General features: G+C 46.3%; 27 protein-coding genes. 21 read left to right on the forward strand and 6 right to left on the reverse strand.

All coding sequences use genetic code 11. The annotated features are described in order from the left end of the window. Window positions 1-210 precede the first annotated feature (210 nt). Window positions 211-1,134, forward strand: a complete 924-nt coding sequence (locus B5F87_RS10890) for a hypothetical protein (protein WP_087280939.1) — start codon at window positions 211-213, stop codon at window positions 1,132-1,134. Between the two features lie 14 nt (window positions 1,135-1,148). Here B5F87_RS10890 and dhaS read toward each other — a convergent pair whose 3' ends face one another. After that, window positions 1,149-1,700 (reverse strand): dihydroxyacetone kinase transcriptional activator DhaS, encoded by a 552-nt coding sequence (gene dhaS, locus B5F87_RS10895; RefSeq protein ID WP_087280941.1) that lies wholly within the window; start codon window positions 1,698-1,700, stop codon window positions 1,149-1,151. Between the two features lie 295 nt (window positions 1,701-1,995). Here dhaS and B5F87_RS10900 point away from each other — a divergent pair, with 295 nt between their 5' ends. The 3 genes from B5F87_RS10900 to B5F87_RS10910 all read left to right on the forward strand — a co-directional run bounded on the left by B5F87_RS10900 (window position 1,996) and on the right by B5F87_RS10910 (window position 4,821). After that, complete coding sequence (locus tag B5F87_RS10900; RefSeq protein WP_087280943.1) at window positions 1,996-3,168, forward strand: malic enzyme-like NAD(P)-binding protein; 1,173 nt, start codon at window positions 1,996-1,998, stop codon at window positions 3,166-3,168. Between the two features lie 2 nt (window positions 3,169-3,170). Continuing rightward, a complete protein-coding gene (locus B5F87_RS10905) occupies window positions 3,171-4,172 on the forward strand; it encodes a GTP-binding protein (RefSeq protein WP_087280945.1) in 1,002 nt (333 codons plus the stop codon). A 97-nt stretch (window positions 4,173-4,269) separates the two neighbouring features. Continuing rightward, window positions 4,270-4,821, forward strand: a complete 552-nt coding sequence (locus B5F87_RS10910) for a histidine phosphatase family protein (RefSeq protein ID WP_242964410.1) — start codon at window positions 4,270-4,272, stop codon at window positions 4,819-4,821. A 193-nt stretch (window positions 4,822-5,014) separates the two neighbouring features. On the opposite strand, the gene B5F87_RS10915 is transcribed toward B5F87_RS10910, so the two are convergent. Both B5F87_RS10915 and B5F87_RS10920 read right to left on the reverse strand, forming a co-directional pair. Beyond that, window positions 5,015-5,743 carry a TIGR03936 family radical SAM-associated protein gene (locus B5F87_RS10915; protein WP_087280949.1) on the reverse strand — a complete coding sequence of 243 codons (729 nt, stop codon included), beginning with the start codon at window positions 5,741-5,743 and terminating at the stop codon, window positions 5,015-5,017. After that, window positions 5,718-7,592: a TIGR03960 family B12-binding radical SAM protein gene (locus B5F87_RS10920; RefSeq protein ID WP_087280951.1), complete on the reverse strand. Its 1,875-nt coding sequence runs from the start codon at window positions 7,590-7,592 to the stop codon at window positions 5,718-5,720. Before B5F87_RS10920 ends, B5F87_RS10915 begins: the two co-directional genes overlap by 26 nt. Before the next feature lie 355 nt (window positions 7,593-7,947). Between B5F87_RS10920 and B5F87_RS10930 the strand changes: the two genes are divergently transcribed. The 13 genes from B5F87_RS10930 (at window position 7,948) to rsfS (ending at window position 19,829) form a co-directional block, all read left to right on the forward strand. After that, complete coding sequence (locus B5F87_RS10930) at window positions 7,948-8,838, forward strand: Fic family protein (RefSeq protein WP_087280955.1); 891 nt, start codon at window positions 7,948-7,950, stop codon at window positions 8,836-8,838. 199 nt (window positions 8,839-9,037) lie between these two features. Next, window positions 9,038-10,621 carry a glucose-6-phosphate isomerase gene (locus tag B5F87_RS10935; RefSeq protein WP_087280957.1) on the forward strand — a complete coding sequence of 528 codons (1,584 nt, stop codon included), beginning with the start codon at window positions 9,038-9,040 and terminating at the stop codon, window positions 10,619-10,621. 159 nt (window positions 10,622-10,780) lie between these two features. After that, window positions 10,781-11,857 carry a DnaJ domain-containing protein gene (locus B5F87_RS10940; RefSeq protein WP_087280959.1) on the forward strand — a complete coding sequence of 359 codons (1,077 nt, stop codon included), beginning with the start codon at window positions 10,781-10,783 and terminating at the stop codon, window positions 11,855-11,857. A 411-nt stretch (window positions 11,858-12,268) separates the two neighbouring features. Continuing rightward, window positions 12,269-13,543, forward strand: coding sequence for a ribonuclease E/G (locus tag B5F87_RS10945; protein ID WP_087280961.1), 1,275 nt, complete (start codon window positions 12,269-12,271; stop codon window positions 13,541-13,543). Between the two features lie 161 nt (window positions 13,544-13,704). Beyond that, complete coding sequence (locus B5F87_RS10950) at window positions 13,705-15,408, forward strand: AAA family ATPase (protein ID WP_087280963.1); 1,704 nt, start codon at window positions 13,705-13,707, stop codon at window positions 15,406-15,408. 125 nt (window positions 15,409-15,533) lie between these two features. After that, window positions 15,534-15,842 (forward strand): 50S ribosomal protein L21, encoded by a 309-nt coding sequence (rplU, locus tag B5F87_RS10955; protein ID WP_087280964.1) that lies wholly within the window; start codon window positions 15,534-15,536, stop codon window positions 15,840-15,842. A gap of 2 nt (window positions 15,843-15,844) precedes the next feature. Beyond that, window positions 15,845-16,174: a ribosomal-processing cysteine protease Prp gene (locus tag B5F87_RS10960; protein WP_087280966.1), complete on the forward strand. Its 330-nt coding sequence runs from the start codon at window positions 15,845-15,847 to the stop codon at window positions 16,172-16,174. 5 nt (window positions 16,175-16,179) lie between these two features. Then, entirely contained in the window at window positions 16,180-16,461 is a 282-nt protein-coding gene (gene rpmA / locus B5F87_RS10965) for a 50S ribosomal protein L27 (RefSeq protein ID WP_087280968.1), read from the forward strand. A gap of 120 nt (window positions 16,462-16,581) precedes the next feature. Beyond that, complete coding sequence (gene obgE / locus B5F87_RS10970; protein WP_087280970.1) at window positions 16,582-17,871, forward strand: GTPase ObgE; 1,290 nt, start codon at window positions 16,582-16,584, stop codon at window positions 17,869-17,871. Window positions 17,872-17,882: 11 nt separating this feature from the next. Continuing rightward, window positions 17,883-18,170, forward strand: a complete 288-nt coding sequence (gene yhbY / locus B5F87_RS10975; protein WP_087280972.1) for a ribosome assembly RNA-binding protein YhbY — start codon at window positions 17,883-17,885, stop codon at window positions 18,168-18,170. A gap of 69 nt (window positions 18,171-18,239) precedes the next feature. Next, complete coding sequence (gene nadD, locus B5F87_RS10980; RefSeq protein WP_087280974.1) at window positions 18,240-18,851, forward strand: nicotinate-nucleotide adenylyltransferase; 612 nt, start codon at window positions 18,240-18,242, stop codon at window positions 18,849-18,851. Between the two features lie 19 nt (window positions 18,852-18,870). Beyond that, window positions 18,871-19,455: a bis(5'-nucleosyl)-tetraphosphatase (symmetrical) YqeK gene (gene yqeK / locus B5F87_RS10985; protein ID WP_087280975.1), complete on the forward strand. Its 585-nt coding sequence runs from the start codon at window positions 18,871-18,873 to the stop codon at window positions 19,453-19,455. A 2-nt stretch (window positions 19,456-19,457) separates the two neighbouring features. Then, the gene (gene rsfS, locus B5F87_RS10990) at window positions 19,458-19,829 is read left to right on the forward strand and encodes a ribosome silencing factor (RefSeq protein ID WP_087280977.1); all 372 of its coding nucleotides are present in this window, start codon (window positions 19,458-19,460) and stop codon (window positions 19,827-19,829) included. Window positions 19,830-19,965: 136 nt separating this feature from the next. Here the strand turns inward: rsfS and B5F87_RS10995 are convergent, their stop codons facing one another. Continuing rightward, complete coding sequence (locus B5F87_RS10995) at window positions 19,966-20,511, reverse strand: TetR/AcrR family transcriptional regulator C-terminal domain-containing protein (RefSeq protein WP_087280979.1); 546 nt, start codon at window positions 20,509-20,511, stop codon at window positions 19,966-19,968. Window positions 20,512-20,655: 144 nt separating this feature from the next. On the opposite strand from B5F87_RS10995, the gene B5F87_RS11000 reads away from it, so the two are divergent. Both B5F87_RS11000 and B5F87_RS11005 read left to right on the forward strand, forming a co-directional pair. Next, window positions 20,656-21,279: an ATP-dependent metallopeptidase FtsH/Yme1/Tma family protein gene (locus B5F87_RS11000; RefSeq protein ID WP_087280981.1), complete on the forward strand. Its 624-nt coding sequence runs from the start codon at window positions 20,656-20,658 to the stop codon at window positions 21,277-21,279. Window positions 21,280-21,281: 2 nt separating this feature from the next. Further along, window positions 21,282-21,989 carry an EFR1 family ferrodoxin gene (locus B5F87_RS11005; RefSeq protein WP_087280983.1) on the forward strand — a complete coding sequence of 236 codons (708 nt, stop codon included), beginning with the start codon at window positions 21,282-21,284 and terminating at the stop codon, window positions 21,987-21,989. Between the two features lie 5 nt (window positions 21,990-21,994). Here the strand turns inward: B5F87_RS11005 and B5F87_RS11010 are convergent, their stop codons facing one another. After that, window positions 21,995-23,047, reverse strand: a complete 1,053-nt coding sequence (locus B5F87_RS11010) for a HAMP domain-containing sensor histidine kinase (protein WP_087280984.1) — start codon at window positions 23,045-23,047, stop codon at window positions 21,995-21,997. Then, a complete protein-coding gene (locus B5F87_RS11015; RefSeq protein ID WP_087280986.1) occupies window positions 23,031-23,714 on the reverse strand; it encodes a response regulator transcription factor in 684 nt (227 codons plus the stop codon). Before B5F87_RS11015 ends, B5F87_RS11010 begins: the two co-directional genes overlap by 17 nt. 366 nt (window positions 23,715-24,080) lie before the next feature. On the opposite strand from B5F87_RS11015, the gene B5F87_RS11020 reads away from it, so the two are divergent. Together B5F87_RS11020 and B5F87_RS11025 are read left to right on the forward strand one after the other, a co-directional pair. Next, complete coding sequence (locus B5F87_RS11020; protein WP_275532337.1) at window positions 24,081-24,893, forward strand: DUF5685 family protein; 813 nt, start codon at window positions 24,081-24,083, stop codon at window positions 24,891-24,893. Beyond that, entirely contained in the window at window positions 24,886-25,674 is a 789-nt protein-coding gene (locus B5F87_RS11025) for a J domain-containing protein (protein WP_087280989.1), read from the forward strand. The genes B5F87_RS11020 and B5F87_RS11025 overlap by 8 nt, the downstream gene beginning before the upstream one ends. The last annotated feature ends 8 nt before the right edge of the window (window positions 25,675-25,682 follow it).

A 25,682-nucleotide genomic window follows, 5' to 3' on the forward strand; every position in this document is an offset into this window, starting at 1 on the left:
GCCAGATCAGTATGAAAAAGAATACTATGCAGCATTAGATGAAAGAGCTGAAGCTTTAGCAGGGTAACTCAACATTAAAAGGGCATATTTAATTTGTACTTTTTCTTGACATAGGACCATATCAGCAGAATATTAATTGAATCTGTAATTAATAAAACATTGAAAGATATTACTGTGTCTCCCCGCAGGACTGCAAGGAATCTCATTGACATGGGGGTAAATTTTTCAAAAGGCCGTTTTCAAAAGCTCTTTCTTTCTTCTGCGCAGGAATTTCTGCAGAATCAGAACAGTGCTTACTATGACTTGATTACCGACGTGAGCGATCATGTGGATAAAAAGATTATCTCTACTTTTGGAATGAATCTTGGTTATAATGGCTGTACAAGAGGAGCAAAAAAGATTCGTGAGATAAAAAAGAACAGACATTTTCATGTTCCATGGTCTCTTTCTCTTGCACTGGATAAAGAAAAAATGGAAGAAGACTGTTCTGTATACAGGAGTATTATCAGTCAGGGAAAAGCGCTTGGCATTTTTGTTTATCTATTGAAAACAGAAGAAGGGCAGCTTGGAATGCTGCTGCCGCTTCTTGAAGAGAATCAGGATTGTGCTTTTGTCCTGTTTTTGGAAAACACGGAATTACCGCAGTATTTTCTGACGGATATACGTAAGATCAGGAATACGATGATATGTGTGAAAGACAGCGAAAAAGCGGCAGATCTATGTCCCAGGCTGAGAGAAGAGCATCTGCTGTACGCTATTTATTCTTACTATTCAGAAGAAAATGAAGAGTCCATCGTCAGCGGTCGGTGGCTGCATGAAATGATGGCGCTGCATCCATATTTTGTCTTGCTGGCGCCGTTTCCGTCGTGCTGTCCGGAAACTTGCAACCGGGTCTATGAATACATTCTTTCCGTGCGTAATGGACAGAAAGATGCAGTTATCGCCATGGATTTATTGCAGGATTCCTGGAAAATCAATGAAATTATTTCGGAAGAAAGCTGCGATGTCGGATTTAATGCAGATGGCAGCGTACGGGTACATAATCGAAATGGTATCGAGAAGATAAACATGCAAAACATTTTTCACTCCAGTGTGGAAGAGATCCTTAAGGCTGCCGTCCCGGGAAGAAGATAATGGTACCGTATGTACTATAGCGTAAATTCCGGATTTTCAGTGACTTCACGGGAAGCCCGCATGACGGCAATCCTGACAAAACGGCAGAATTCATCAGGGAGCATGGCGTCCTTTTTGGAAAGCCATTTTTTGATGGCGCAGACCAGCGCATCTGTGTAGAATTCCGCATAGGGGTCCACAGATGGTTCGTCCTTAAAAATATCGGCCAGATGTGCAGACATAATGGAAAAAATCAGCGAAAAGAAATATTCTGAAAAAGAATTCTGCCCTTCTACCCGAAAGGTTTTATTATAGAAGTCACGATTTTCATAAAAATAGCTGCACATTTCTTCAAAAAGATTCCAGGAAGTGTCAAACTGCTTTTCAATCGCTTTCTCTACAAATTCTGTATAATAGATCCAGTTGATTAATTCATATTTATCTTTGAAATGGTAATAAAAACTTTTGCGGTTTAATCCGCACTGACTGCAGATACTTCCCACGCTGATCTTTTCGATGGGCTGTACCTCCATGAGTTCTTTCAGAGACTGTGCAAGTGCACGTTTGGTGATATTGGAATCTGACAAAATAATCCCCTCCTGATAATTCACACAAAAATATGATAACAAAAAAGAGGCGGAATTTCAAAGTTTTTTTGAAATTTCTATTAATTATATAGGAATATTATGAATATCCATCAATTAACATAAAAACCTGTATAGAAGAACCCTCCTGCTATATAAAACGCTGTAAGAAATAATTTTAATTGGCCAAAAGATAAAAAGACTTCTGGATTTTCTCGCCGTTTTGCTGTATTGTATATGGGGATGCGGGCAGAGAAAGCTGCCCGCCGAGTATTTTGATTTAGGAGGATTGATATCCATGGATTATGCAAAAGAATCATTAAAAATGCATTATGATCTGAAAGGTAAGATTGAAGTGGTGTCCCGTGCAAAGGTGGATTCCAGTGAGGCGTTAAGTCTCGCTTACACCCCGGGTGTTGCTGCTCCTTGCCTGGAGATTCAGAAAGATGTAAATAAAAGTTTTGAACTGACCAGACGCTGGAACACTGTCGCCGTTGTCACAGACGGTTCTGCGGTATTGGGTCTTGGAGATATCGGACCTGAGGCCGGAATGCCGGTGATGGAAGGCAAATGTGTGTTATTTAAGGAGTTTGGCGATGTGGACGCCATTCCGCTCTGCATCAGAAGCCATGATGTGGACGAGATTGTTAATACTGTCCGTCTGCTGGCCGGCAGTTTCGGCGGCGTGAATCTGGAAGATATTTCCGCGCCTCGCTGCTTTGAGATCGAGAGGAAACTGAAAGAGTGCTGCGACATCCCGATTTTCCATGATGATCAGCACGGTACTGCCGTTATCACTATGGCAGGTCTTATCAATGCGCTGAAAATCGTTGGCAAGAAGCTGGCCGATGTAAAAATCGTTACATCCGGCGCGGGGGCTGCCGGTATCGCCATCATCAAGCTGCTTATTTCCATGGGTCTTAAAAATGTTATTATGACAGATCGTCACGGCGCTATCTATGAAGGAAGAGATAATCTGAATGCCGTAAAAGAGGAGATGGCGAAGATAACCAATCAGTCTCATGAAAAAGGAAGTCTTGCCGACGTCATTAAGGGAGCCGATGTTTTCATCGGCGTTTCTGCTCCGGGAACTCTGACAAAGGATATGGTTCGCTCTATGGCTAAGGATCCTGTGATTTTTGCCTGCGCCAATCCGGTGCCGGAAATCTATCCGGATGAGGCGAAAGAAGCGGGAGCAGCCGTGGTATCCACCGGACGTTCCGATTTTCCGAATCAGGTTAATAACGTGCTCTGCTTCCCGGGCATTTTCCGCGGCGCCCTGGACGTCCATGCAGCAGATATTAACGATGAGATGAAGATTGCGGCCGCTTACGCCATCGCCGGCCTTGTCAGCGACGAGGAGCTGAACCCGGATTATATTCTTCCGGCAGCTTTTGATTCCCGGGTAAAAGACGCTGTGGCTGAAGCCACGAGAAAAGCGGCCATTGAGAGCGGCGCGGCACGGATATAGACATGATTAAAGTAGATTTGATTACCGGTTTTCTGGGAGCCGGTAAGACCACATTTATCAAAAAATACGCAAAGTATCTTATGGATCAGGGCCTTACGATCGGAATCCTGGAAAATGACTACGGCGCCGTCAATGTGGACATGATGCTTCTGCAGGAACTGCAGGGAGATCAATGCGACCTGTCCATGGTGGCGGGCGCCTGCGACGCCGACTGTCACCGAAGACGGTTTAAGACCAAGCTCATCGCCATGGGAATGAGCGGCTATGACCGGGTGCTCATTGAACCGTCCGGCATCTTCGATGTGGATGAATTCTACGACGTCCTCTACGAGGAGCCTCTGAACCGCTGGTATGAGACAGGAAATGTGATCGCCATCGTGGACGGCGGCCTGGAAGATAAGCTGTCAGAGCAATCGGAGTTTCTGCTGGCCTCACAGATCGCGGGGGCAGGTACGATTCTTCTCAGCAAGACTGACCAATGCAGCGAGGAAGAGATCAACCGCACCATCCGCCACATGAACTGTGCCATGGAGGAGGTGCACTGCGAACGGAGATTTCAGGATGAGATCATCTGCAAAGACTGGGACAGTCTGACTGACAGCGACTGGGAGAAAATCACCAGCGGCGGCTATGTCCACGCCTCTTATGTAAAAAAACCGCTGGAAGAGGAAAACGCCTATTCCACTCAGTATTACCTTGGCATACACCTTCCTTCGCCGGAGAACGGTCTGGAAACGCTCATCCGGCAGGTTATGGAAGATCCGTCCTGCGGAAATATTTTCCGCATAAAAGGGTTTTTAAAATGGAAATCCGGTGCAGATCAGGATTTATCGGAAGAATTCTCTGCTCAGCCCGAAGATGCATCGCCGGGCTGGCTGGAGATCAACGCTACCCGCAAAAATATCCGTCTCGAACCCATCGCAAAAGGGCAGGAAGTGCTCATTGTCATCGGAGAGAATCTCAATAAAGAGAAGATAGACTCATATTTTGCTGCGTATGTATAGATTTTTATCAATCGCTTTTGGTTAGATTGGTAATTAAACAATTAACGCGGTCAACTGCACGAGTAAATAAACTGAGAAGGAGGAACGGCACGAAGTTTTGTGCCGAAAGTGTATTATGAAGTTTTATGTGACCCGACACGGTGAGGCGGTTTGGAATGTATATAACAAAATTTGTGGAAGAACGGATGTGGAACTGACGGAAAGAGGACGTGCGCAGGCAGAAGAATTGGCTGAACGGGTAAAAGACTATCATATCGACCTGATAATAAGTTCACCCCTGCAGAGGGCTTTTGAGACAGCACGGACGGTAGCAAACAGATACCATATCCCTCTTCAGATTGACGAGCGTCTCATTGAGCAGCACTACGGCATTTATGAAGGAAAGGATCGGAAAGATGAAGGCTTCCTTGCCAACAAGCGCCAGTTTGCCTATCGGTATCCGGAGGGCGGAGAATCCATGATGCAGATGGCGTACCGGGTCTATGGATTCATTGAAGATGTGAAAAAGAATTACCCGGATAAAAATGTGCTGGCTGTCTGCCACGGCGGCGTCTGCCGGATCATCCGTACTTACTTTACCGATATGACCAACGATGAATTTTTCCATTACTATAAAGAAAATTGTCAGATTGAGGAATATAATCTGTAGGAACGGCGTTATATAAAACATTGACACGCCGGGTTGGCAACGTGTTGTGCCGCGTAAGATTTTGAATACATAAACCGTGTTTATAAAAAAAGGAGAGCGGATTGATTTTCCGTTCTCCCTGATTTTTTGCAGATTTTCATTTTGCGGCGACAAATAGCAAGAGTGATATTTTGCCGCGCTGTCAATATGTCACCTACACATTTCTTTCCACATCGTCCGGCAGGATGGCCGCCGGCACATCTCTTCCCACGGCTCCCAGCGGAAGCAGCTCCCCATCCTTTTTTAGATAGGTCTCCAGACGGTGATACTGGAACGCGAACGGATCGTAATCGTAGCCCAGATAATTGCAGAACGCTTCCATCACAAGCTGCGGTTTGAGATTCTCCGCGCTGCCGGTCACAAGGCGCATAAAGATCTGCTCGTCCTGTTCCCGGATGGCAAGGATCATCGGGGAAATGTCCACTTCCTTTTCGCTGCGCTTGGTTTTCTTGAGAATCGGGATTTGTTCCTGGAAATAGAACGGCTCCGTCCGTTTTAAAAATGCGTCGGTGTAATAATAACCTTTCCGGAAATCCACCAGATAATCGGCGGCAGCAGTCACCGCCATGCAATTTTTCTCTTTTTCGTCAATCTGTTTGAACTCCAGAACAGAGATGCCTTCGTTCATGACAGCGTTCATGCGGTCGAGCATCTCCTGACTGGAATAGCACCAGTCAAAAGACACGTCCACGTATTCTCCCTCACTGGTCATGCCGATGCCCAAAGGAGCGGCAAAGCTCATGATCTGGTGAGGGCTCATGCCCTTGGAGAAGGAGACCGGCAGCTCCGCCCGCATCATGGCCTTATGAAAATATCGCTGTACGTCCAGATGTCCGATAAACTTCAGGACGCCGGTTTTACTCCATTTGATTCTTGCCTTCACGACAGACACCTCCTCCAAAACGACTTGCGCCGCAGCCGGAACATTTTTCCCGGCAGTTCGGCGTTACTTTTTCTTCCATGGCGTTCTTCCATTCTCTCTTTAAAAATTCCTTGGTCACGCCGATTTCGATGAAATCCCAAGGGAAGATCTCATCGAGACTTCTTTCTCTCGTAGTATAAAAATGATAATCCAGTCCGTTTTCTTCCATGGCTTCCATCCAGCGGTCATAGTGGAAATATTCTGTCCAGGCGTCGTACAGACAGCCCTTCTTATAAGCGGAATAAATCACATCGGCGATACGGCGGTCGCCCCGGGCAAGGATACCCTCCAGCACTGTGGTCTTGGCATCGTGGTACTTGAAGGACAGGCTGCGGCGGTTATGCTGCGCCTTGAACTCGTCGTTGACCAGATGCGCCCGTCTGGTGTATTCCTCCTCCTCGCACATGGATGCCCACTGGAAAGGCGTGAACGGCTTTGGCACGAAGAAAGAGCAGCTGGCTCCCACCGATACCCGGCCGTTTCTGTACTGGGAATCCAGTTTGTAATAATGCATGGCCACTTTCTCGCAGAGATGGGCGATGCCCTTCATGTCCTCCTCGGTCTCGGTCGGAAGGCCCATCATAAAGTAGAGCTTTACTTTGTTCCAACCGCCCTTGAATGCCTCCTCGGCGCCGTGGAGAATCACTTCTTCCGTCAGTCCTTTGTTGATCACATCACGCATCCGCTGGGTTCCCGCCTCCGGCGCAAAGGTGAGACTGCTCTTGCGCACATCCTGCACCTTGCTCATCACGTCCAGAGAAAATGCGTCGATACGCAGGGACGGCAGAGCGATGTTGATGTTCTTGCTTCGGAAATTATCAATGAGATAATTACACAGTTCCGGCAGATGACGATAATCGCTGGAGCTTAAGGAACTTAAGGATATCTCATCATTTCCCGTTGCCTTTAAAGAATTTTCTGCCACCCGCTCCAGCATGGAGAGACTTCTCTCCCGGAGAGGCCGGTATACCATGCCCGCCTGGCAGAAGCGGCAGCCTCTGGTACAGCCTCTCTGAATCTCCAGCACGCAGCGGTCCTGGGTCACTTTGATATACGGCACCAGCGGTTTTTCCGGATAAAATGTATTATCAAGATCCATCTGCACCTGACGAAGCACGGTCTTCGGCGCCTCCGGGCAGTTTGGTTCCATGGAGGCAATAGTTCCGTCCTCATGATAAGTCACATTATATAAGGAAGGAACATAGATGCCCGGCACCTGCGCTGCCTTTTTCAGGAACTCCTGACGGCTGCCGCCCTGTGCCTTATGTTCTTTGTAAATGTCCATGAGATCATAATAGACCGTCTCGCTCTCTCCGATATAGAACATATCGAAGAACGGCGCCAGCGGTTCCGGGTTATACGTACACGGGCCGCCGCCGATGACAAACGGCGCATCCTCCCGGCGGTCTTTGGCGTAAATGCCGATCTGCGCCAGATCAAGGAGCTGCAAAATGTTTGTGTAACACATTTCATACTGGATGGTAATGGCCAGAAAGTCAAACATGAACACCGGATCCTGGCTTTCCAGAGCAAAAAGAGGAATCTTTTCCTCCCGCATGACCTTGTCAAGATCCACCCACGGAGAGAAAACTCGCTCGCACCAGACATCGTCCCGGCGGTTCATCTGCTCGTAGATGATCTTCATACCCAGATGGGACATGCCAATCTCGTAGACGTCCGGGAATGCCATGGCAAACCGTATATCCACCTTTTCCGGGTCTTTGATCACACTATTCACCTCATGTCCGATGTAGCGGACAGGCTTTTCGATTTTTAGTAATATTTCATCAATTAACGCTAAATTATTCACTGAATCAACACCTTTTCCTTATGCAATAGGGATTATGTTTCTCTGTCCCATACCTTCGCCACAGCAAATGTAAACAGGACAGTATATTTGCAGATTTCACCCGCCCGGCTCCTGTGATCCGGATGGCAGACGGCAAAACACTGCTGTTTATTGTACTAAATGAGGGAATGTATGTCAATCTGGAGATTTTATCTGCCACGGCAATATTTGTAAAATTTTTGGTAATTGAAATTTCCGAAAACAGCAAAAATATATCAAGTGATGCAGGGATTTTCTGTATTTATTGCCGATAATGTGATATACTATACTGTAAATTCGTATAGTATTGGATTCGATTGATAACGGAGGAAGTCAGATGCAATACCTTTCAGTTGCTGAAATAGCAAAAAAATGGAATATATCGGAGCGCAGTGTGAGAAACTATTGTGCTCACGGGCGTGTGCAGGGTGCTTTTCTTACCGGAAAGACCTGGAATATTCCGGAGAATGCTGAAAAACCAGAGCGTTCCAATAAAAAGAAAGAACACCCACCCACACTACTGAATATCTTACAGGAACAAAAAGCAAGTAAATATTCCGGCGGTATTTATCATAAGACGCAGATTGATTTGACGTACAACTCCAACCATATCGAAGGCAGTCGTCTGACCCATGATCAGACCAGATATATTTTTGAAACCAATACCATCGGCGTAGAGAATGAAGTTCTCAACGTAGACGATGTGATTGAAACCGTAAATCATTTTCGATGTATTGATATGATTATCGACCATGCAAAAAATGCTTTGACCGAGAGGTTTATTAAGGAGCTTCATCTGAATTTGAAAAGCGGAACCAGCGATTCCAGAAAAGACTGGTTTGCAGTGGGGGATTATAAGAAATTGCCTAATGAGGTGGGCGGCATGGATACTGCTCTGCCCGAAGAAGTTGCCGGTGAGATGAAAGCATTACTGACAACGTATAACGCAAAAGAAGAAAAGACCTTTGAAGATATTCTTGATTTCCATGTAAAGTTTGAGAGAATCCATCCGTTTCAGGACGGTAACGGTCGTGTGGGCAGGCTGGTTATGTTCAAGGAATGTTTGAAATATAATATTGTTCCATTCATTATTGAGGATAACCTGAAGATGTTTTACTATAGAGGATTGAAGGAGTGGGACAATGAAAAAGGATATCTGACAGATACCTGTCTGACCGCACAGGACCGATATAAAGCGTATTTGGATTATTTCAGAATTCCATATTAAGTAAAATAATTTTCATCATACTACATTCCATGCATTTTTTTCTTTAATTTTACATTTTGCAGGGGTTCACACGTTGAAATCGGATAATATTTTTAGTATAATAATTACAAACCGTTTTGGTGTGGAGGTTCTTTTTATAAAACAATTGTACATTTTTTAAAAGAAGACTCGCAGCAAAGAACATAAAGGAGGATTACTTATGGTTACATGGAACAACATGGACACTCTGGCATCTTACCAGAAGCTCAGCACGATGAAGGATCGTGTAAACATTATTGAAGCAATGTCAGGCGAAGAAGGAGCAGAGCGTGTAAAACGTTACACAACTCCTATGGCTGCAGGTATGTCTTACAATTACGCTGCAAAAGAAGTGGATGACGCCATCCTTGAGCAGCTGGCGGCTCTGGCAGAGGAAGCGCAGCTTGTGGACAAGTTCGAAGAACTTTATAACGGTGCTGTCATCAATACCGGCGAGAATCGTAAAGTTCTTCATCATCTGGCGCGGAGACAGCTTGGCAAAGACGTCATTGATAACGGAGTTAATAAACGTGATTTTTACACAGGCGTACAGGCAAAAGCTGCTGATTTTGCCAACAAGGTACACGCCGGTGAGATTACAAATGCAGCAGGGGAAACATTTACCACAGTCGTTCAGATCGGTATCGGCGGCAGTGACCTGGGTCCTCGCGCATTATATCTGGCTCTTGAGAACTGGGCAAAAACGAATAACACATTGAAGATGGAAGCGAAGTTCATCAGCAATGTAGATCCGGATGATGCGGCTGCAGTATTAAATTCTATCGATGTATCCCGTTCATTATTTATCGTTGTTTCTAAGTCCGGAACAACACTGGAAACATTGACCAACGAAGCTTTCGTAAAGGACGCTTTAGTGAAGGCAGGACTGAATCCATCTAACCATATGCTTGCCGTGACAAGCGAGACTTCTCCGCTGGCACAGGGAGATGATTATCTTGATGCCTTCTTTATGGATGATTATATTGGCGGACGTTTCTCCTCCAGTTCAGCAGTGGGCGGCGTTGTCCTTTCCCTGGCATTCGGCCCGGAAGTATTCGCTGAGATCTTAAACGGAGCTGCTGATGAGGATAAACTTGCCACGAACAGAAACTTATTACAGAACCCGGATATGCTGGACGCCCTGATCGGTATTTACGAGCGGAATGTACAGGGCTATCCTGCCACAGCCGTTCTTCCGTACTCCCAGGCATTAAGCCGTTTCCCTGCACATTTACAGCAGATGGATATGGAGTCCAACGGTAAGTCTGTAAACCGTTTCGGTGAATATGTCAGCTATCCGACCGGACCGATTATTTTCGGTGAGCCGGGAACCAACGGACAGCATTCCTTCTATCAGCTTCTGCATCAGGGCACAGACATTACTCCACTTCAGTTTGTTGGATTTAAACAGAGTCAGATCGGTACAGATGTTGTGATCGAAGGCACCACCAGCCAGCAGAAGTTATGTGCGAACGTAGCTGCACAGATCGTGGCCTTTGCCTGCGGTAAAGACGACGAGAACAGCAATAAGGCATTCAAGGGCGGACGTCCATCCAGCATTATCATCGGTGAACAGCTGACACCGGCTTCCCTTGGCGCACTGCTTGCGCATTTCGAGAACAAGATTATGTTCCAGGGATTTGTATGGAACTTAAACAGCTTTGATCAGGAAGGCGTACAGTTAGGAAAAGTACTGGCAAAACGTGTACTGGCTCACGACACAGACGGTGCGCTGAAGGTTTACAGCGATTTATTGGATATCTAATCTGATTCGACTGTCAGAAACAGGAATAATTGATTCAGATTCAGTAAGCAAAAGATATAGAAGAATCCGGGCAGATAAACATATGTCTGCCCGGATTTTGTGTGATAAGCCCGGAGGACGGCCGCCGTGCTTGCATCATAAAGAAAGGAATGTCTCCCGATGACGAAGAAAGAAGCCTGCCGTATCCTTGGCGTTGCCGCCGATGCGTCCTTACAGGATATCAAAAAGAGATACCGGCATCTGATGACACAGGTGCACCCGGACGTACATGTGTCCGTGCGGAAGCGCTACGCTTACAGCGCCAGAGAAATTAATATTGCTTATTCTGTCCTGCGGCGGGAAAGAGAGGAAGCGCAGTCCACGAGCAGCGGTCGTTCCGATGAGTTTTCTTCCGACGCTTCCTCTGAACCGGCAGATGGTTCCCGGAAGAACCGTGCAGCGGTTTGGGACGCTCCCGTCAATCCGCAGGCCTACATGGAGCGGGATATCTTTCATTATGCCGAGGACTTTGATGGAAGCATCATCGGACATTTCCCCATAGCCAGAGGAAAGTACCTCTGGAAAACCGAAGAAGATTTTCCGTTGTTTCTTCGGAGTATTTACCTGTGCGGGAAACAGCTTCTGGATGAGATTGATGACAGACTCCATCGGCGGGCGCCTGCCGCATCCCGCCTTGATATCCAGGCGGAACTTACGTATCTGCTGGCGCAGCAGTTTATTCATAGCACAGCGCTGCTTCATGAACTGGCAAAGGAGAAAATCACGGCAGAAGATGGCAGCACCATATTCCGGGTTGCGGCCATGCTGGAGACCGGCGGGGACTATGGCGCGCAAAAAAGCGGGACGCCCCTGGATTTACATTTTGTTACAAAGGCTCCTGTCCGGCATTCTTTTTCACTTAAGCCCGGCGACCTGCTTTATCCTGCCGGCATCCGGAAACACAGGCTTTATCTGAAAAATCGCGGGGGACATGAACTGGGCTATCTGTCCTTCCATGATGACCGCATGTATTATATTGTGGTGCCGCTGCTGGAACAGAGGGGTGTGATGGTGAGAGTGGAATCCGCCGGGACTGCTGGAACGAACGGAAGTTCCCCAAACAGAGAAACCGGAAGCCGACGCAGTCATCCGCTTCGTTTATGGCTTAAGCTGCCGCAGGAGGCGGGACATGTCATGCCGGAGAATCTGAATCTGAAGATTGAAAACCTTCTGAATGAATATCAGGGACAAGTATAAATCAGCTCCTTGTTTAGAGATTCTTATTATAGCAAATGCACGGGAAAGTTGACGACAGGCTCGACTTTCCCGGCCTTAGCTTTAGAGATAGTTTAATTATCCTCAATCTCTTTTTGATTTTCCAAAGATTCTCTTAAAAAACTTTTGAATACTGGCATATCTTCGTTCATAGTAACTCCTTTCTCCGCCAGCCCGGGTATTGCCTGAAAAGAGGCAATAATAATATAATATATTTTTATCATTGTTCGATTATAAAAATATATATTTCTTTCTGTAATAACAGTTTCATTATACTACAAATCATCCGTGAAAAAATAAAAAACTCTAAAATATCTCTCTAAAAAGTGATATAATCATCGAAATTGCTTTCACGCAGCCATTGAAGAAAAAAGAAAGGAACGGGGGAACCAAATGAACAATAAACTGATTATCACCGAAACCTCCGGTGTCATCCGCTACGGGTATTTCAGGGACGGTATTCCCGTGGAGCTCTACTGTGAGCAAAAAGAGCAGGAGAGTCTTGTGGGAAATATTTATGCTGCCCGGGTGGAACGGGTGGCCGATGGCATAGACGGAGCCTTTCTGGAAATCGGACAGAACGGCAAATGTTACTATCGTCTGCCGAAAAGCGGACAGCAGCCGGTGAAGCTGTCGCCGGGCCATGAGGACAGGCTGTATGGCGGCGATATTATCCTGGTGCAGATCACCAAAGACGCTGTGAAGACAAAGCTTCCGGTGGCGGATGGCAACGTAAGCCTCACCGGAAAATATTTCGTCCTGACGTTGGGCGACAAGCGTTCCGGCGTATCAAAAAAAATCCGGAACAGCAGAGAGAGGAAACGACTCTCTGCCGTTGCCGATACTTATATAAAGGATGAATATGGCATTGTGGTCCGCACCAACGCCGAGGACGTTGCGGAAGAAGAACTCAATAAAGAACTCACAGAGCTGACAGCCCGATACCAGGCGCTGATGAAAAAGGCTGCGTTCTCGGAAGCAAGGAGTCTTTTGTACCGGGAGCCGCCGTGTTATATCACACTGGGAAAAGAGCTGCCGGCAGCAGAGCTTAATGAGATTGTCACGGACAGTCCGGAAATATACGAGGAGCTGCGGCAATATTACGGCGATGGATGTTACGAATTTTCTGGCGGCAGTGCGCCATTGCCATCCCATAGTAAAAATCCGGCGGCATGTCAGCAGAAATCGTCAAACGGTATCTGCCGGATCACGCTTTATACTGACGCATACCCTCTGGAGAAGCTGTACCGTCTTGACCATTTTTATGAAACCGCCCTTCAAAAAACCGTCTGGCTGCCTTCCGGCGGCAGTCTGGTCATCGAGCCCACGGAAGCCATGGTGGTCATTGATGTCAACAGCGGCAGCGTCACCAAAAAGAAAAAACACGCCGACAAGATTTTTTATGAGATGAACCGGGAGGCGGCCGTGGAAATTGCCAGACAGCTGCGCCTCCGAAACCTGTCCGGCATCATCCTCATTGATTTCATCAATATGGAGAAAAAAGAACAGAGGCAGGAACTCCTGGCCTTTCTGGCGGAAGAATGTAAAAAAGACCGGGTAAACTGCCAAGTTATTGACATAACAGCCCTCGGTCTGGTGGAAATGATCCGCAGCAAAGGAAGGAAACCTCTTCATGAGCAGATGCGGGATGCGAGGAATTCGTGTTAATGCACCTTATTTATATCATTGTGGTAAAAGTATTCCCGGGGCGGGGATTGACTAGCTGAAAGCTACATGATAAAGTGAAAAAAATGATATTTGGTTTGTTTGAAAGTTGACGCGGCGGTTTGGTTAAACACAGCCTTTGCCGGAGAAAGGGGCGTGGGGAGATGAGGAAAAAACTTCCCATCGGGATTGATGGATTTGAAAAAATAAGGACAAATAATTTTTATTATGTTGATAAGACAATGTTCATTGCGGAGTTGCTGCAGAATTGGGGGGAAGTGAATCTGTTCACCAGGCCAAGGCGCTTTGGAAAGACTCTCAACCTGAGCATGCTGAAATGTTTTTTTGAAATTGGCGGCAGACAAGAATTGTTCGATGGACTGAAAATTTCTCAGGAAAAAGAATTGATTGAGGAATATATGGGACAGTTTCCGGTGATATCTGTCAGTCTGAAAAGCGTGGACGGGCTGAGTTTTGAGGCGGCGTCCGCGGCGCTGCGGAATATCGTCGGCAAAGAAGCCTCAAGATTTCAGTTTTTACGGGAAAGTGTGAGATTGTCTGAAAATGAACGGGAAAGATATGAAGCATTGATTCGCGTGGATCAGGGAGTATTTGCCATGAACGATGAATTACTGGTAGACGGCCTGCTGACACTTTCTCAGCTTCTTTCAAAACATTATGACCGAAAAATAATTCTTTTGATTGATGAATATGACGTTCCTCTGGATAAGGCATTCCAGGCCGGATATTATGACAGAATGGTCAGCCTGATCCGAAACATGCTTGGAAATGTACTCAAAACAAACGACGCGCTCTTTTTCGCTGTTCTTACAGGGTGTCTGCGGATTTCGAAGGAAAGTATTTTCACAGGATTGAATAATCTTAAGGTACACACAGTTTCAGACAGCAGATATGATGAGTATTTTGGATTTACCGATGCGGATGTGTCAGATTTGCTGGACTTCTATGATCTGTCGTCTTATAAAGACATAATGAAAGACTGGTACGATGGGTATCTTTTTGGAAAAATAAATGTATATTGCCCGTGGGACGTAATCAATTATTGTGATACCCTGTTATCTGATGAAGATGCGGAACCGGAAAATTACTGGGCGAATACCAGTGGAAATGATATCGTGCGACGTTTGCTCAAAAAGGCAGATCAGACCACAAAAAATGAGGTAGAGCAGCTGTTAAACAATAAATATATTGTAAAATCTGTCCGCCAGGAGCTGACATACAGAGATATCGACAGTTCCGTCGATAATATCTGGAGTGTCCTTTACTCTACCGGTTATCTGACGCAGTGTGGCCGCCTTCCCGGAAAACAGCTGAAACTGATAATTCCTAACAGAGAGGTTCACGAATTATTCACTGATCTGGTGAAGGAATGGTTTCAGGAAAAAACTCTCTCAGATTCTGCAAAGATTCATCGATTCTGCAGAGCATTTCCTGCAGGAGAAGTTGATATGATTCAGAATATGCTCCATGATTACCTGTGGGATTCCATCAGCATCCGGGACACAGCCGTCCGGATGGACAGAAAAGAAAACTTTTATCATGGTATGATTCTGGGGCTTCTGCGGAGCCAGGAAAACTGGTTGATTAAATCCAATGCCGAGACGGGAGAGGGATACAGTGATATATCCATCTATACGCCGGAACATATCGGCATCGTAATTGAGCTAAAATATGCCCATGATGGAAACCTGGAAAAAGCCTGTGCAAAAGCATTACAGCAGATCAGAGAGAAAAAATATGCCGTTGGCCTTAGGCGGAAAGGCATGGAGAGAATCATAACATATGGAATAGCATTTTATGAAAAAGAATGTATGGTGGTCAGTGGTTTGCAGGAAAAAATGTCCTGATCGGCTGATTTTTTTCTTGACTTTCATTGTGCCGTATGCTAACATGGCAAATGTATGCCGCACAGTTAGGTTGAAAGTTCCGTTTGGACACCAAAACTGGCGAGTAATGTTTTAGGAGGTGCCATATGTACGCTATTATTGCAACAGGTGGTAAACAGTATAAAGTAAGCGAAGGCGACGTGATCAGAGTTGAGAAACTGGGCGTTGAGGCCGGCTCTGCTTATACATTTGACCAGGTGTTGATGGTTGGCGGTGACGAAGTAAAGGTTGGAGAACCTTTAGTTGCTGGTGCAACTGTTGAAGCTTCTGTACTGGAAGACGGTAAAGAGAAAAAGATTATCGTTTACAAGTATAAGAGAAAAACAGGCTACCACAAGAAACAGGGTCACAGACAGCCATATACAAAGGTTAAGATCGAAAAGATCAATGCGTAATCATGATTACTGTTACAATTTACAGAAAGCCTGAGAACCAGTTTAAGGGATTTCAGGTGATTGGACATGCCGGAAGCACAGAGGAAGGAGCAGACCTTGTTTGCTGTTCCGTTTCCGTACTTACCATTAATCTCGTGAACAGTCTTGAAAGCTTTACGGATGATGAATTTGAGCTTATCCAGCAGGAAGAGCTCGGTCTGGTACAGCTTACATTTAAAGAAGCGGCGATCAGCGAGAAGGCGGCGCTGCTGATGCAGTCCTTTGATTTGGGAGTACATTCTGTTGCCGAAGAGTATGATACCTGGTTAAAAGTTATAACGAAGGAGGTGTAACGACCATGATGAAAATGAACCTTCAGTTTTTCGCACACAAAAAGGGTGTTGGTTCCACAAAGAACGGACGTGACTCCGAGTCTAAGAGACTGGGTGCGAAGAGAGCAGACGGACAGTTTGTAAAAGCTGGTAATATTCTTTACAGACAGCGCGGTACAAAGATTCATCCAGGCGTTAACGTAGGACGCGGTGGAGATGACACATTATTTGCATTAGTAGATGGTGTTGTTCGTTTTGAAAGAAAAGGCAGAGACAAAAAACAGTGCTCTGTATACCCAGTAGCATAGGGAACTCTTGTTTATCAGCGGCTTCAAAAGTAACGGTTTGAAGCCGCTTTCTTTATGGATATGAGAATCCTTTATGAAAGGATTTTGTCTTATAAAAAACAGAAAGGAAGTGTATCATCAATGTTTGCAGACCGTGCGCGCATTTTTATCCGTTCCGGCAAAGGCGGGGACGGACATGTCAGCTTCCGGAGAGAGCTGTACGTCCCTGACGGCGGTCCTGACGGCGGGGACGGCGGCAAGGGCGGCGATTTGATTTTTGTCGTGGATCCGGGGCTTAATACGCTTGTGGACTACCGCCATAAAAGGAAATATTGTGCCGGAGACGGAAAGGAAGGCTCCAAGCGCCGCTGTACCGGCGCAAGCGGAGAGGATATGATTCTGAAAGTACCGGCGGGAACCGTCATCAAGGACGCGGAGACCGGAAAGGTTATCCTTGATATGGCAAACCGGACGGAACCGGTAGTTTTATTAAAAGGCGGCCGGGGTGGTAAAGGTAACCAGCATTACGCCACTGCCACCATGCAGGCGCCGAAATACGCCCAGCCGGGACAGGAAGCAAAGGAACTCTGGGTGGATCTGGAGCTTAAAGTCATCGCTGACGTGGGGCTGGTTGGATTCCCGAATGTGGGCAAGTCCACGCTGCTTTCCCGTGTCACCAATGCAAAGCCGAAGATTGCCAACTATCATTTCACTACATTGAATCCGAATCTTGGCGTAGTGGATCTGGCGGAAGGAAACGGTTTTGTTATAGCAGATATTCCGGGAATCATTGAAGGGGCTTCTGAGGGCGTCGGCTTAGGTCTTCAGTTTTTAAGACATATCGAGCGGACGAAAGTAATGATTCATATGGTAGATGCTGCCTCTGTGGAAGGGAGAGATCCAATCGCAGATATTAAGGCCATTAATCAGGAGCTGGCTTCTTATAATCCCGAACTGGCGAAGCGGCCTCAGGTTATTGCTGCCAATAAGGTGGATGCCATGAGTAAGGAAGATTGTCAGGTGATCGTAGAAATGCTGGAAGAAGAGTTCGGATCCCAGGGTATCAGGGTCTTTCCGATTTCTGCTGTCAGCGGCAGAGGAGTAAAAGAACTCCTGTGGCACGTGAACTCTTTATTGAAAGAGCTGCCGGACGAACCCGTTGAGTTTGAGCAGGAATATTTCTTTGAACTGCAGCAGGAAGAACCGGCGGAGTCCATCGTGGTCGCCATGGCGGAACCGGGTGTGTTTACTGTGGAAGGACCGAAAGTGGAAAGAATGCTTGGCTACACTAACCTGGAATCTGAGAAAGGTTTTGAATTCTTCCAGAAGTTTATGAAGGAAAACGGCGTTCTTGCACGTTTGGAAGAACTTGGTATTGAGGAAGGCGATACGGTCCGCCTTTATAATCTGGAATTTGATTACTATAAATAAGGAGAGAATAAATGACAAGTAAACAGAGAGCCTATTTAAAAGGCCTTGCCATGACCATAGATCCGATTTTTCAAATCGGTAAAGCGTCCCTGACGCCGGAACTCATCGAGGGTGTCCGGGAAGCCATTGAAAAACGAGAATTGATCAAAATTTCGGTTCTGAAAAATTGTTTTGACGACCCAAAAGAATTGGCGCAGATTCTTGCAGAAAGAACCCGTTCTGAGGTGGTGCAGGTCATCGGCAAAAAAATCGTGCTGTTCAAACAGGCAAAGGAAAAGAGTAAGATTACCCTGCCGTAGATCATAAAAAAATTTTGAAATATGTACGTTTGCGGGGAATCACAGGAGCGATCATGACAGAGGTGCAGTATGAGTAGAAACAGAAAAATCGGTATTATGGGCGGAACATTTAATCCCATCCATTTTGGTCATCTGTTGCTGGCGGAAACAGCGTATCATCAATTTTCGCTGGATGAGATTCTTTTCATGCCTACAAAGAATCCTTATTATAAGAAGCTCGGCAATTCTGTGACAGAAGAAGACAGAGTACAGATGGTGAAGCTCGCTATAAAAGACAACGCCCATTTCACATTTTCCGGGGAGGAACTGAACCGGGAGGGAACCACCTACACGGTGGAGACACTTAAAAACCTGACGCAGAAGAATCCCGACTGTGAATATTATTTTATTATGGGAGCAGATTCCCTTTATCATATCGAATCGTGGAAAGATACAGAGAAAGTGCTCCAAATGGCGGTCATTCTGGTGGCTGGCCGCGGGGATTTGTCCAGTTCCCTGAACAGCCAGATAGAATATATCGAAAATAAGTACGATGCCTCTATTCATTTTCTTAATTCTCCAAGTCTGGAAATATCATCCAATGATATCCGCAGGCGGGTTCAGACGGGGGAAAGCATCCGCTATCTTCTTCCCCGGGAAGTAGCGGACTATATTTATGATCATGGGCTTTATGTGATGTAGGATAGATGGGAGTGGACAAATGACCAGAGAGGAAATCAAAAAAGATCTGAAAAATCTTTTATCGGAGAAACGATTTGAACATACGCTGGGGGTGGAATATACTTCCGCATGTCTTGCCATGCGCTACGGGGCAGATATGGAGAAGGCAAGAATGGCAGGTCTTCTCCATGACTGTGCCAAATACCTCTCAGCGGAAGATAAGATTTCATACAGTAAAAAATATGGAATGCCCATATCCAAGTATGAAAAAAAGAATCCGGAGCTGCTCCATGCCAAGCTGGGAGCCTGTTTCGCCAATGTGAAATACGGCGTTTCGGATCCGGAGATTCTTTCCGCCATCACCTGGCACACCACAGGCAAACCGGATATGTCCCTGTTGGATAAGATTGTCTATGTGGCGGATTACCTTGAGCCTAACCGGAATCAGGCTCCGAATCTTGCCGAGGTCAGAGAGCTGGCTTTCCGGGATCTGGATGAATGTCTGTGCCAGATTCTTGAGGACAGCATAAAATATTTATCCAATAAAAAAAGCACCACGGATCCGATGACGCGCCGGACGTGGGAATATTACAGAATATACAGGATGAGAAATCAGGAGGTGTAACATTGGAAGAATCAAGGAAAATGACAGAACTGGTGATTGACGCACTGGAAGAAAAAAAGGCGGAGGATATTACCATTTTAGATATCAGTGAGATTTCCGTACTGGCTGATTATTTTGTTATTGCCGACGGAAATAACAGAAATCAGGTGCAGGCTATGGCGGACAGTGTGGAAGAAGCCCTTGGAAGAGCCGGTTATGAACCAAAGCAGATTGAAGGCTACCAGACAGCCAACTGGATTCTGATGGATTACAAGGATGTCATCATCCATGTATTCAGTAAAGAAGACAGGGGATTTTACGATCTTGAGAGAATTTGGAGAGACGGGAAACCGGTGACGATCGAGGAAATCCGCCAGGAAAGAGAGGCAGAGTAATCTGCGGTATATTCCAAACATTATGTGAAGCGCAGCTTCGATTTTTATGATAGTTTTGTCTACATCAAATGTGGCAGCCAGAGAAGTCCGATGCGGACACTGGCTGCCATTTTGTCTGCTATTTATCTGTATATTCTTATGAACGTTCCGGGCTCTCCAGAAGCCGCGACAACAGCCGGCAGATCTGTGCGGTGGTCTTCTCCCGGCTTCCCTCCTTATCGATGGCGGGATGATCCAGAAGCAGCCCGAACAGGCCGTAAGTACAGAAGGTAAGGGTCATATCCATATCCGAGTAACTGATGGAGGTATCCGGCAGCTTCAGCCGGAAAAAGTCCTGCAGAAAGTTCTTCAGGGAACTGATCAGCAGGCGGCTGATAATTTCATGGTATTTAGAAGACAGCAGCTTTTGAATAAATGCGCGGTTATCTTCTGAAAAAACAAGAAACATCGTCATGGCCTCTTCTGCACTGTCGCATTGCAGACTTTTTGCGAGCAGATCTTCCATGCGGCGGTGAAAAATCCATTCCACCACTTCCAGTATATCCTGATAGTGATAATAAAAAGTCTGCCTGGAGATCTGGCAGTGTTCCGCCAGATCCTTCACTGAAATCTTATCCACATTTTTTTGTTTTATTAAGGTAAGAAATGCAGCAGCAATTCGGTCTTTTAATTGTCCAGTCATGTTTGTCACCCTTCATTTCTATGTTTATACTGGTGTTTTATGACAGAAAACTATTTTTGTCAAGACATATTTATGAATTTATAAATGATAACTTTTTATGAATTTTGGTAAAGTTAGATTACGAAACAAAATGGAGGTAAATGCATGAATGAAGTAAAAAAACCGAGAAAACCATTGATTTTTTATTACTGCATTGTCTTAATCTGTCTGATTCTGTTTAATTCCATTGCTGTCCCTTGGCTGATGGAAAGACAGGTTAAGGAAGTCGATTATGGAACTTTTATATCCATGACCGAGAAAAAGCAGGTAGACAGAGTCGATCTGGATTCGCAGGAAAATGTGATTTATTTTACAGACAAAGAAGAGCAGATATATAAGACGGCCATGGTGGAGGATGCAGGCCTGACAGATTTCCAGGCACATCAGATGGAGCATCAGCTGGGAGCCCTTACCGACTGCAACCACGGACAGGGACTGGCAGTGATTCATCCGGCCTACTATCGTCATATCCTGAAGGATGCGGAGGCAAAATTTACCCGGTTCGCAAAAGAAGTGTTTGGCGTAGAGACAGCGGAGGAAGGCATCAATGCGCTGGAAGCATTTATTAAGGAATGTGGTCTTCCGACATCCTGGAGCCAGCTTGCATCCAGAGTCGACATCACGCCGGAGCTGCTTCGCCGGGTGGCAGACACCTGCAACCTTATTCCGAGCGGACCACGCGCCCTTGACTGGGATGAAATCTATGAGATCCTCATGGAGTGTATGTAAAAATGAGAAATAGACGCGGCTATCTTCGGGGCAGTATCGATTCTGTCCTTGAAAAAGCTGCTTTTTATAAAATGGAGGTTAAAACAGAGATGTTATTTTACCCCATGGTAAAGGAATTCTTAAAAAAAGCAGACTTTGACACAGAGTATTTCTATATGGTGCTCACCTACGGAAACCGCCACGGCGGCGCTGCGGAGCTTGCCATGGATTACTGTGAATCCTGCGGCATCCATCCGTCCTATATCAACGTCCTTATGATGGTGGATAACTGGCTTCCGAGCTTCGACATGAATGAGCAGAAATGTATCGATAAAAAGGTGGAAGAACATTTGCGGGTCATAAAAGAAGAGATTGACAGCCGCACAGAGCGCATCTCACCGGTGACGGACGCCGACCGTGACGCCCACCAGCAGTTTCTGGCAGGGCAGGCAGCGCTTCCGGAGAATGCCTGGCAGTATATGATTCAGATAAAAGAGGAGTGCATCGGCTGCGGCATCTGCCAGAAAGTCTGTCCGTCCGGTTCCATCCGTATGGAAAACAGTAAAGCTGTGCACATTCCGGGAAACTGCCAGAGTTGTCTTGCCTGCGTGCATCATTGCCCGCAGAAGGCCATCGGTCTCAGCATTCCGGAAAAGAATCCGGACGCCCGGTACAGAAATGAACACATTTCCCTGCAGGAGATTATGGAAGCAAATGGGCAGGGCGCCTGAGTACGCTACTCTTCCGGCGATGGCAGCCGCACAGTAAAGACGCTGCCTTTACCCGGCTCGCTGGACACATGGATATCTCCGCCGCACAGGTCGAGGATGATCCTGCAGATGGCAAGGCCCAAGCCGTTGCCCTGCTCTTTCCGGGAGGAATCTCCCTGATAAAACTTCTCAAAAATGTGTTTCTTAGTCTCCTCCGTCATTCCGATGCCCCGGTCAGAAACAGTGACGGTGATATAGTTGTGGTACTGGCGCAGGGTGATGGCGACGGAGGAGCCGGGATTGGAAAACTTGACAGCGTTGCCGATCAGGTTGGTCCACACCTGGAACAACAGGGCGGACTGCCCGGTGTAGGATAGTTCCATCAGATCCACATCCAGAGTGATATTTTTTTTGCTCCACTTGGGCTCCAAAAGCACGATGGCCTCCCGGATCTGTTCGTCCAGCCGGTAGCGTACCGGTTCACGCAGGGCGTTCTGATTCTCCAGCCGGGATAACTGCAGAATATTGCTGGTCAGGTCGTTTAGCTTTTCAATATTGAAAAACGCCATCTGAATATATTCATTTCTCTCGTTTTCCGATAAATCCGGATCCTGCAGCAGAGTGACATAGCCGGCAATGGAAGAAAGGGGCGTTTTGAATTCGTGAGATACATTTGCTATAAAATCATTTCGCATGATCTCCACAGAATTCAGCTCCCTTGCCATAAAATTAAAATTGTCAATGGTCGTCCGGATTTCATCAATACTGCCCTGATAATCAATCTGCGAGCTGTAATCTCCTCTGGCAATCTGCCGGGAAGCGCGGCTCATCTCTTCCAGAGGATGGAAGACATTCCGCATCAGAAAGAAGGAAATCACATACCCAAGCAGAAAACAGAGAAGTCCGATCAGAACAAATGTGACGGTGATAGGAACAGTTACCGTGCCGACAGATATCCCATTTCTGGCCAGAAAATATAAAACGCCCGGTATCAGAAAGAAAAAGGGCAGAATGATTACAAAAAAGGTCAGTGTGAACCGTTTGCGGATGTTCCATATTTCTTTATTCCACTTCATCATTTTTCACCACCCGATATCCAAGACCACGTATGGTCACGATCTTAAAATCCACATTATCTTTAAAACGCTCCCGCAGACGGCTGATATGAACATCAAGCGTATGGGAATCTTCATAATTATTCATCCCCCAGATATCATCCAGAAGCTGCTGCCTTGTAAAAATCTGCCCCGGATAGGATAACATCTTGTAAAGAAGCTGAAATTCTTTCTGGGGAAGCATTTTTGTCCCTGTGTTATCCGTCACTGTCCATGTGTCATATTCCATACATGTGCCGCCAAAGGTGAGTCTGCGCTCGCTGACACTTTTGACCCGGCGCAAAAGGGCGTTTACCCTGAGCACCATCTCGTGAATGTCGATGGGCTTTACCATATAGTCGTCGGCGCCGGACTGAAAGCCCACCTGCTTATCGAGAATATCACTTTTGGCGGTGATGATCAAAACCGGCAGGTCGATGTTTGCGTCCCGCAGCTGGCGTATAAAAGAAAAACCATCCATGCCTGGCATCATGATATCTGTAATAATCAGATCAATGGTCTCATTGTCCAGAATATTCAGCGCTTCCGAGGCATTTCCCGCCGGGAAGGTATGGAAATTATTTTTTTCCAGAGTCTTACAAAAAAGTCGTTTCAGACTGTTGTCGTCCTCTACTACAAGTATTTTAAACATATCTGTCCTCCTTGCAAACTGTAACAGTTCAGCCATGTCATCCCGCAAAATATGTATTTATTGTGATTTCTGTGGCATTTTTCTTTATTTCCCGTTATTATAGACAGGAAAGCTCAATTTTAGCTCAACTCTTTCGCTGTCGGAGATATTGTATCATTTTTCTTTCCCGGCAAGCGTAACAAAAAAGTAAGAAAATCTCAATGAAAATTGAGGGTGAGTTGAGATAAATTTGAGGTTAGTATTGTTTAATAAGAATCGTTATTTTCCAATGTGCTGCCATGTCTGTTTTTCAGAGAGTCCTTCTCATAATGAAACGGCGGCCGGAATGAAAGAGAGAAAGGAGCGATTGCCACGTTTGGATATATTATCTGCAATAAAAAGGGGTTGTCCGAAGAGGAGCTGCGGAGATATCAGCAGACGTACTGCGGCGTCTGCCGAAGTTTAAAGAACCGATATGGACAGATGGCGCGGTTTTCCCTTAATTTTGACATGACATTTCTTGCGCTTTTTCTGACGGCCCTTTATGAGCCGGAGGAGAAAAAGGCGCTGTATCGCTGTCCTGTGCATCCGCTGAAGGAAAGAACGATTCTTCATAACAAATACATAGATTATGCGGCAGACATGACGATAGCACTTGCCTATTTTAAGTGTCTTGACGACTGGGAGGATGAGAAGAAGCATACCCGCCTTGCCTACAGCAAAATGCTGCAGGAGAAATATCAGGAGGTAGAGGCCCGGTACCCGCGGCAGTGCGGTACGATCAGGAAAAGTCTTGCGCAGCTTGCCGAGGTTGAAAAACATGCGCCGGAGCAGGCGGATATGGCGGTAAACTTATCCGGAAAGATGTTGTCGGAGGTTTTCGTCTTTGACGCCGATGATTTCTGGAGCGGCAGCCTGAGGAAGTTCGGATTCTCCCTGGGGCGTTTTATCTACCTGATGGATGCCGCCATGGATTATAAACAGGATAAAAGAAAAAATAATTATAATCCTCTTTTTTATATGGAAAGGAAGCCGGAGGAGATGGAAGATATACTGACAGACAGTATCAGCCTGGCCGCCGGTGAATTTGAAAAACTGCCTATCGTGACAGATGAACATCTGATTCGCAATGTCCTTTATGGAGGGGTATGGCAGAAATATTATGCGAAGTTCAGAGGAAAGGAGACCAGACATGGTTGATGACCCGTATAAAGTTCTGGGCGTCTCCCGGGACGCCAGCAAGGAGGAAATAAAAAAAGCATATCGGAAAATGGCAAAGAAATATCATCCGGATCTGCATCCCAATGATCCGGAGGCGACGCAGAAAATGAATGAGATCAACGAAGCCTATGATATGATTAACAATCCGGATAAATATCAGAGGCAGGCGCAGCAGAATGCCGGAAGAGGCGCCTATGGCAATACCGGTAATCCCTACGGCAATCCTTACGGAAACCGGCAGGGCTACGGCGGTTACGGCAGTTACGGAAACGGCGGTTATGGCAATGGGAATGGAGGCTATGGCAGCGGCGGTTACGGCGGCTATGGTTCCTTTGATTTTGATGATATTTTCGGAGGATTCGGGCGGGCCAGCTACGGCCCCGCAGGGCCGACGGTACAGCCAGGTGATAGTGATGTGATCCGTCAGGCTGTTCAAAATATCAATGCCCGGCGTTACGCCTACGCTGTGCAGGGGTTAAACACAGTGGTGAGCAGCGGCAGAAACGCCCGATGGTATTATTTAAGCGCTCTGGCCAACTACGGACAGGGCAATACGATTCTTGCCATGGAGCAGATCCAGCGCGCCGTTCAGATGGAACCGGGCAACGGTGTATACCAGCAGGCCATGCAGACCATGCGTCAGTCCGGCAGTACATACAATGAAACCGGACAGGAGTTTCAGAAGTACGCCGAAGGCATGGGACGTTTCTGTACCACATTTATGATGCTGCAGTTCTGCTGTCTGTGCTGCCGATGCTGATTTGTAAA

This window comes from Eubacterium sp. An3 (genome assembly GCF_002159465.1).
Classification (GTDB): domain Bacteria; phylum Bacillota; class Clostridia; order Lachnospirales; family Lachnospiraceae; genus Anaerobutyricum; species Anaerobutyricum stercoris.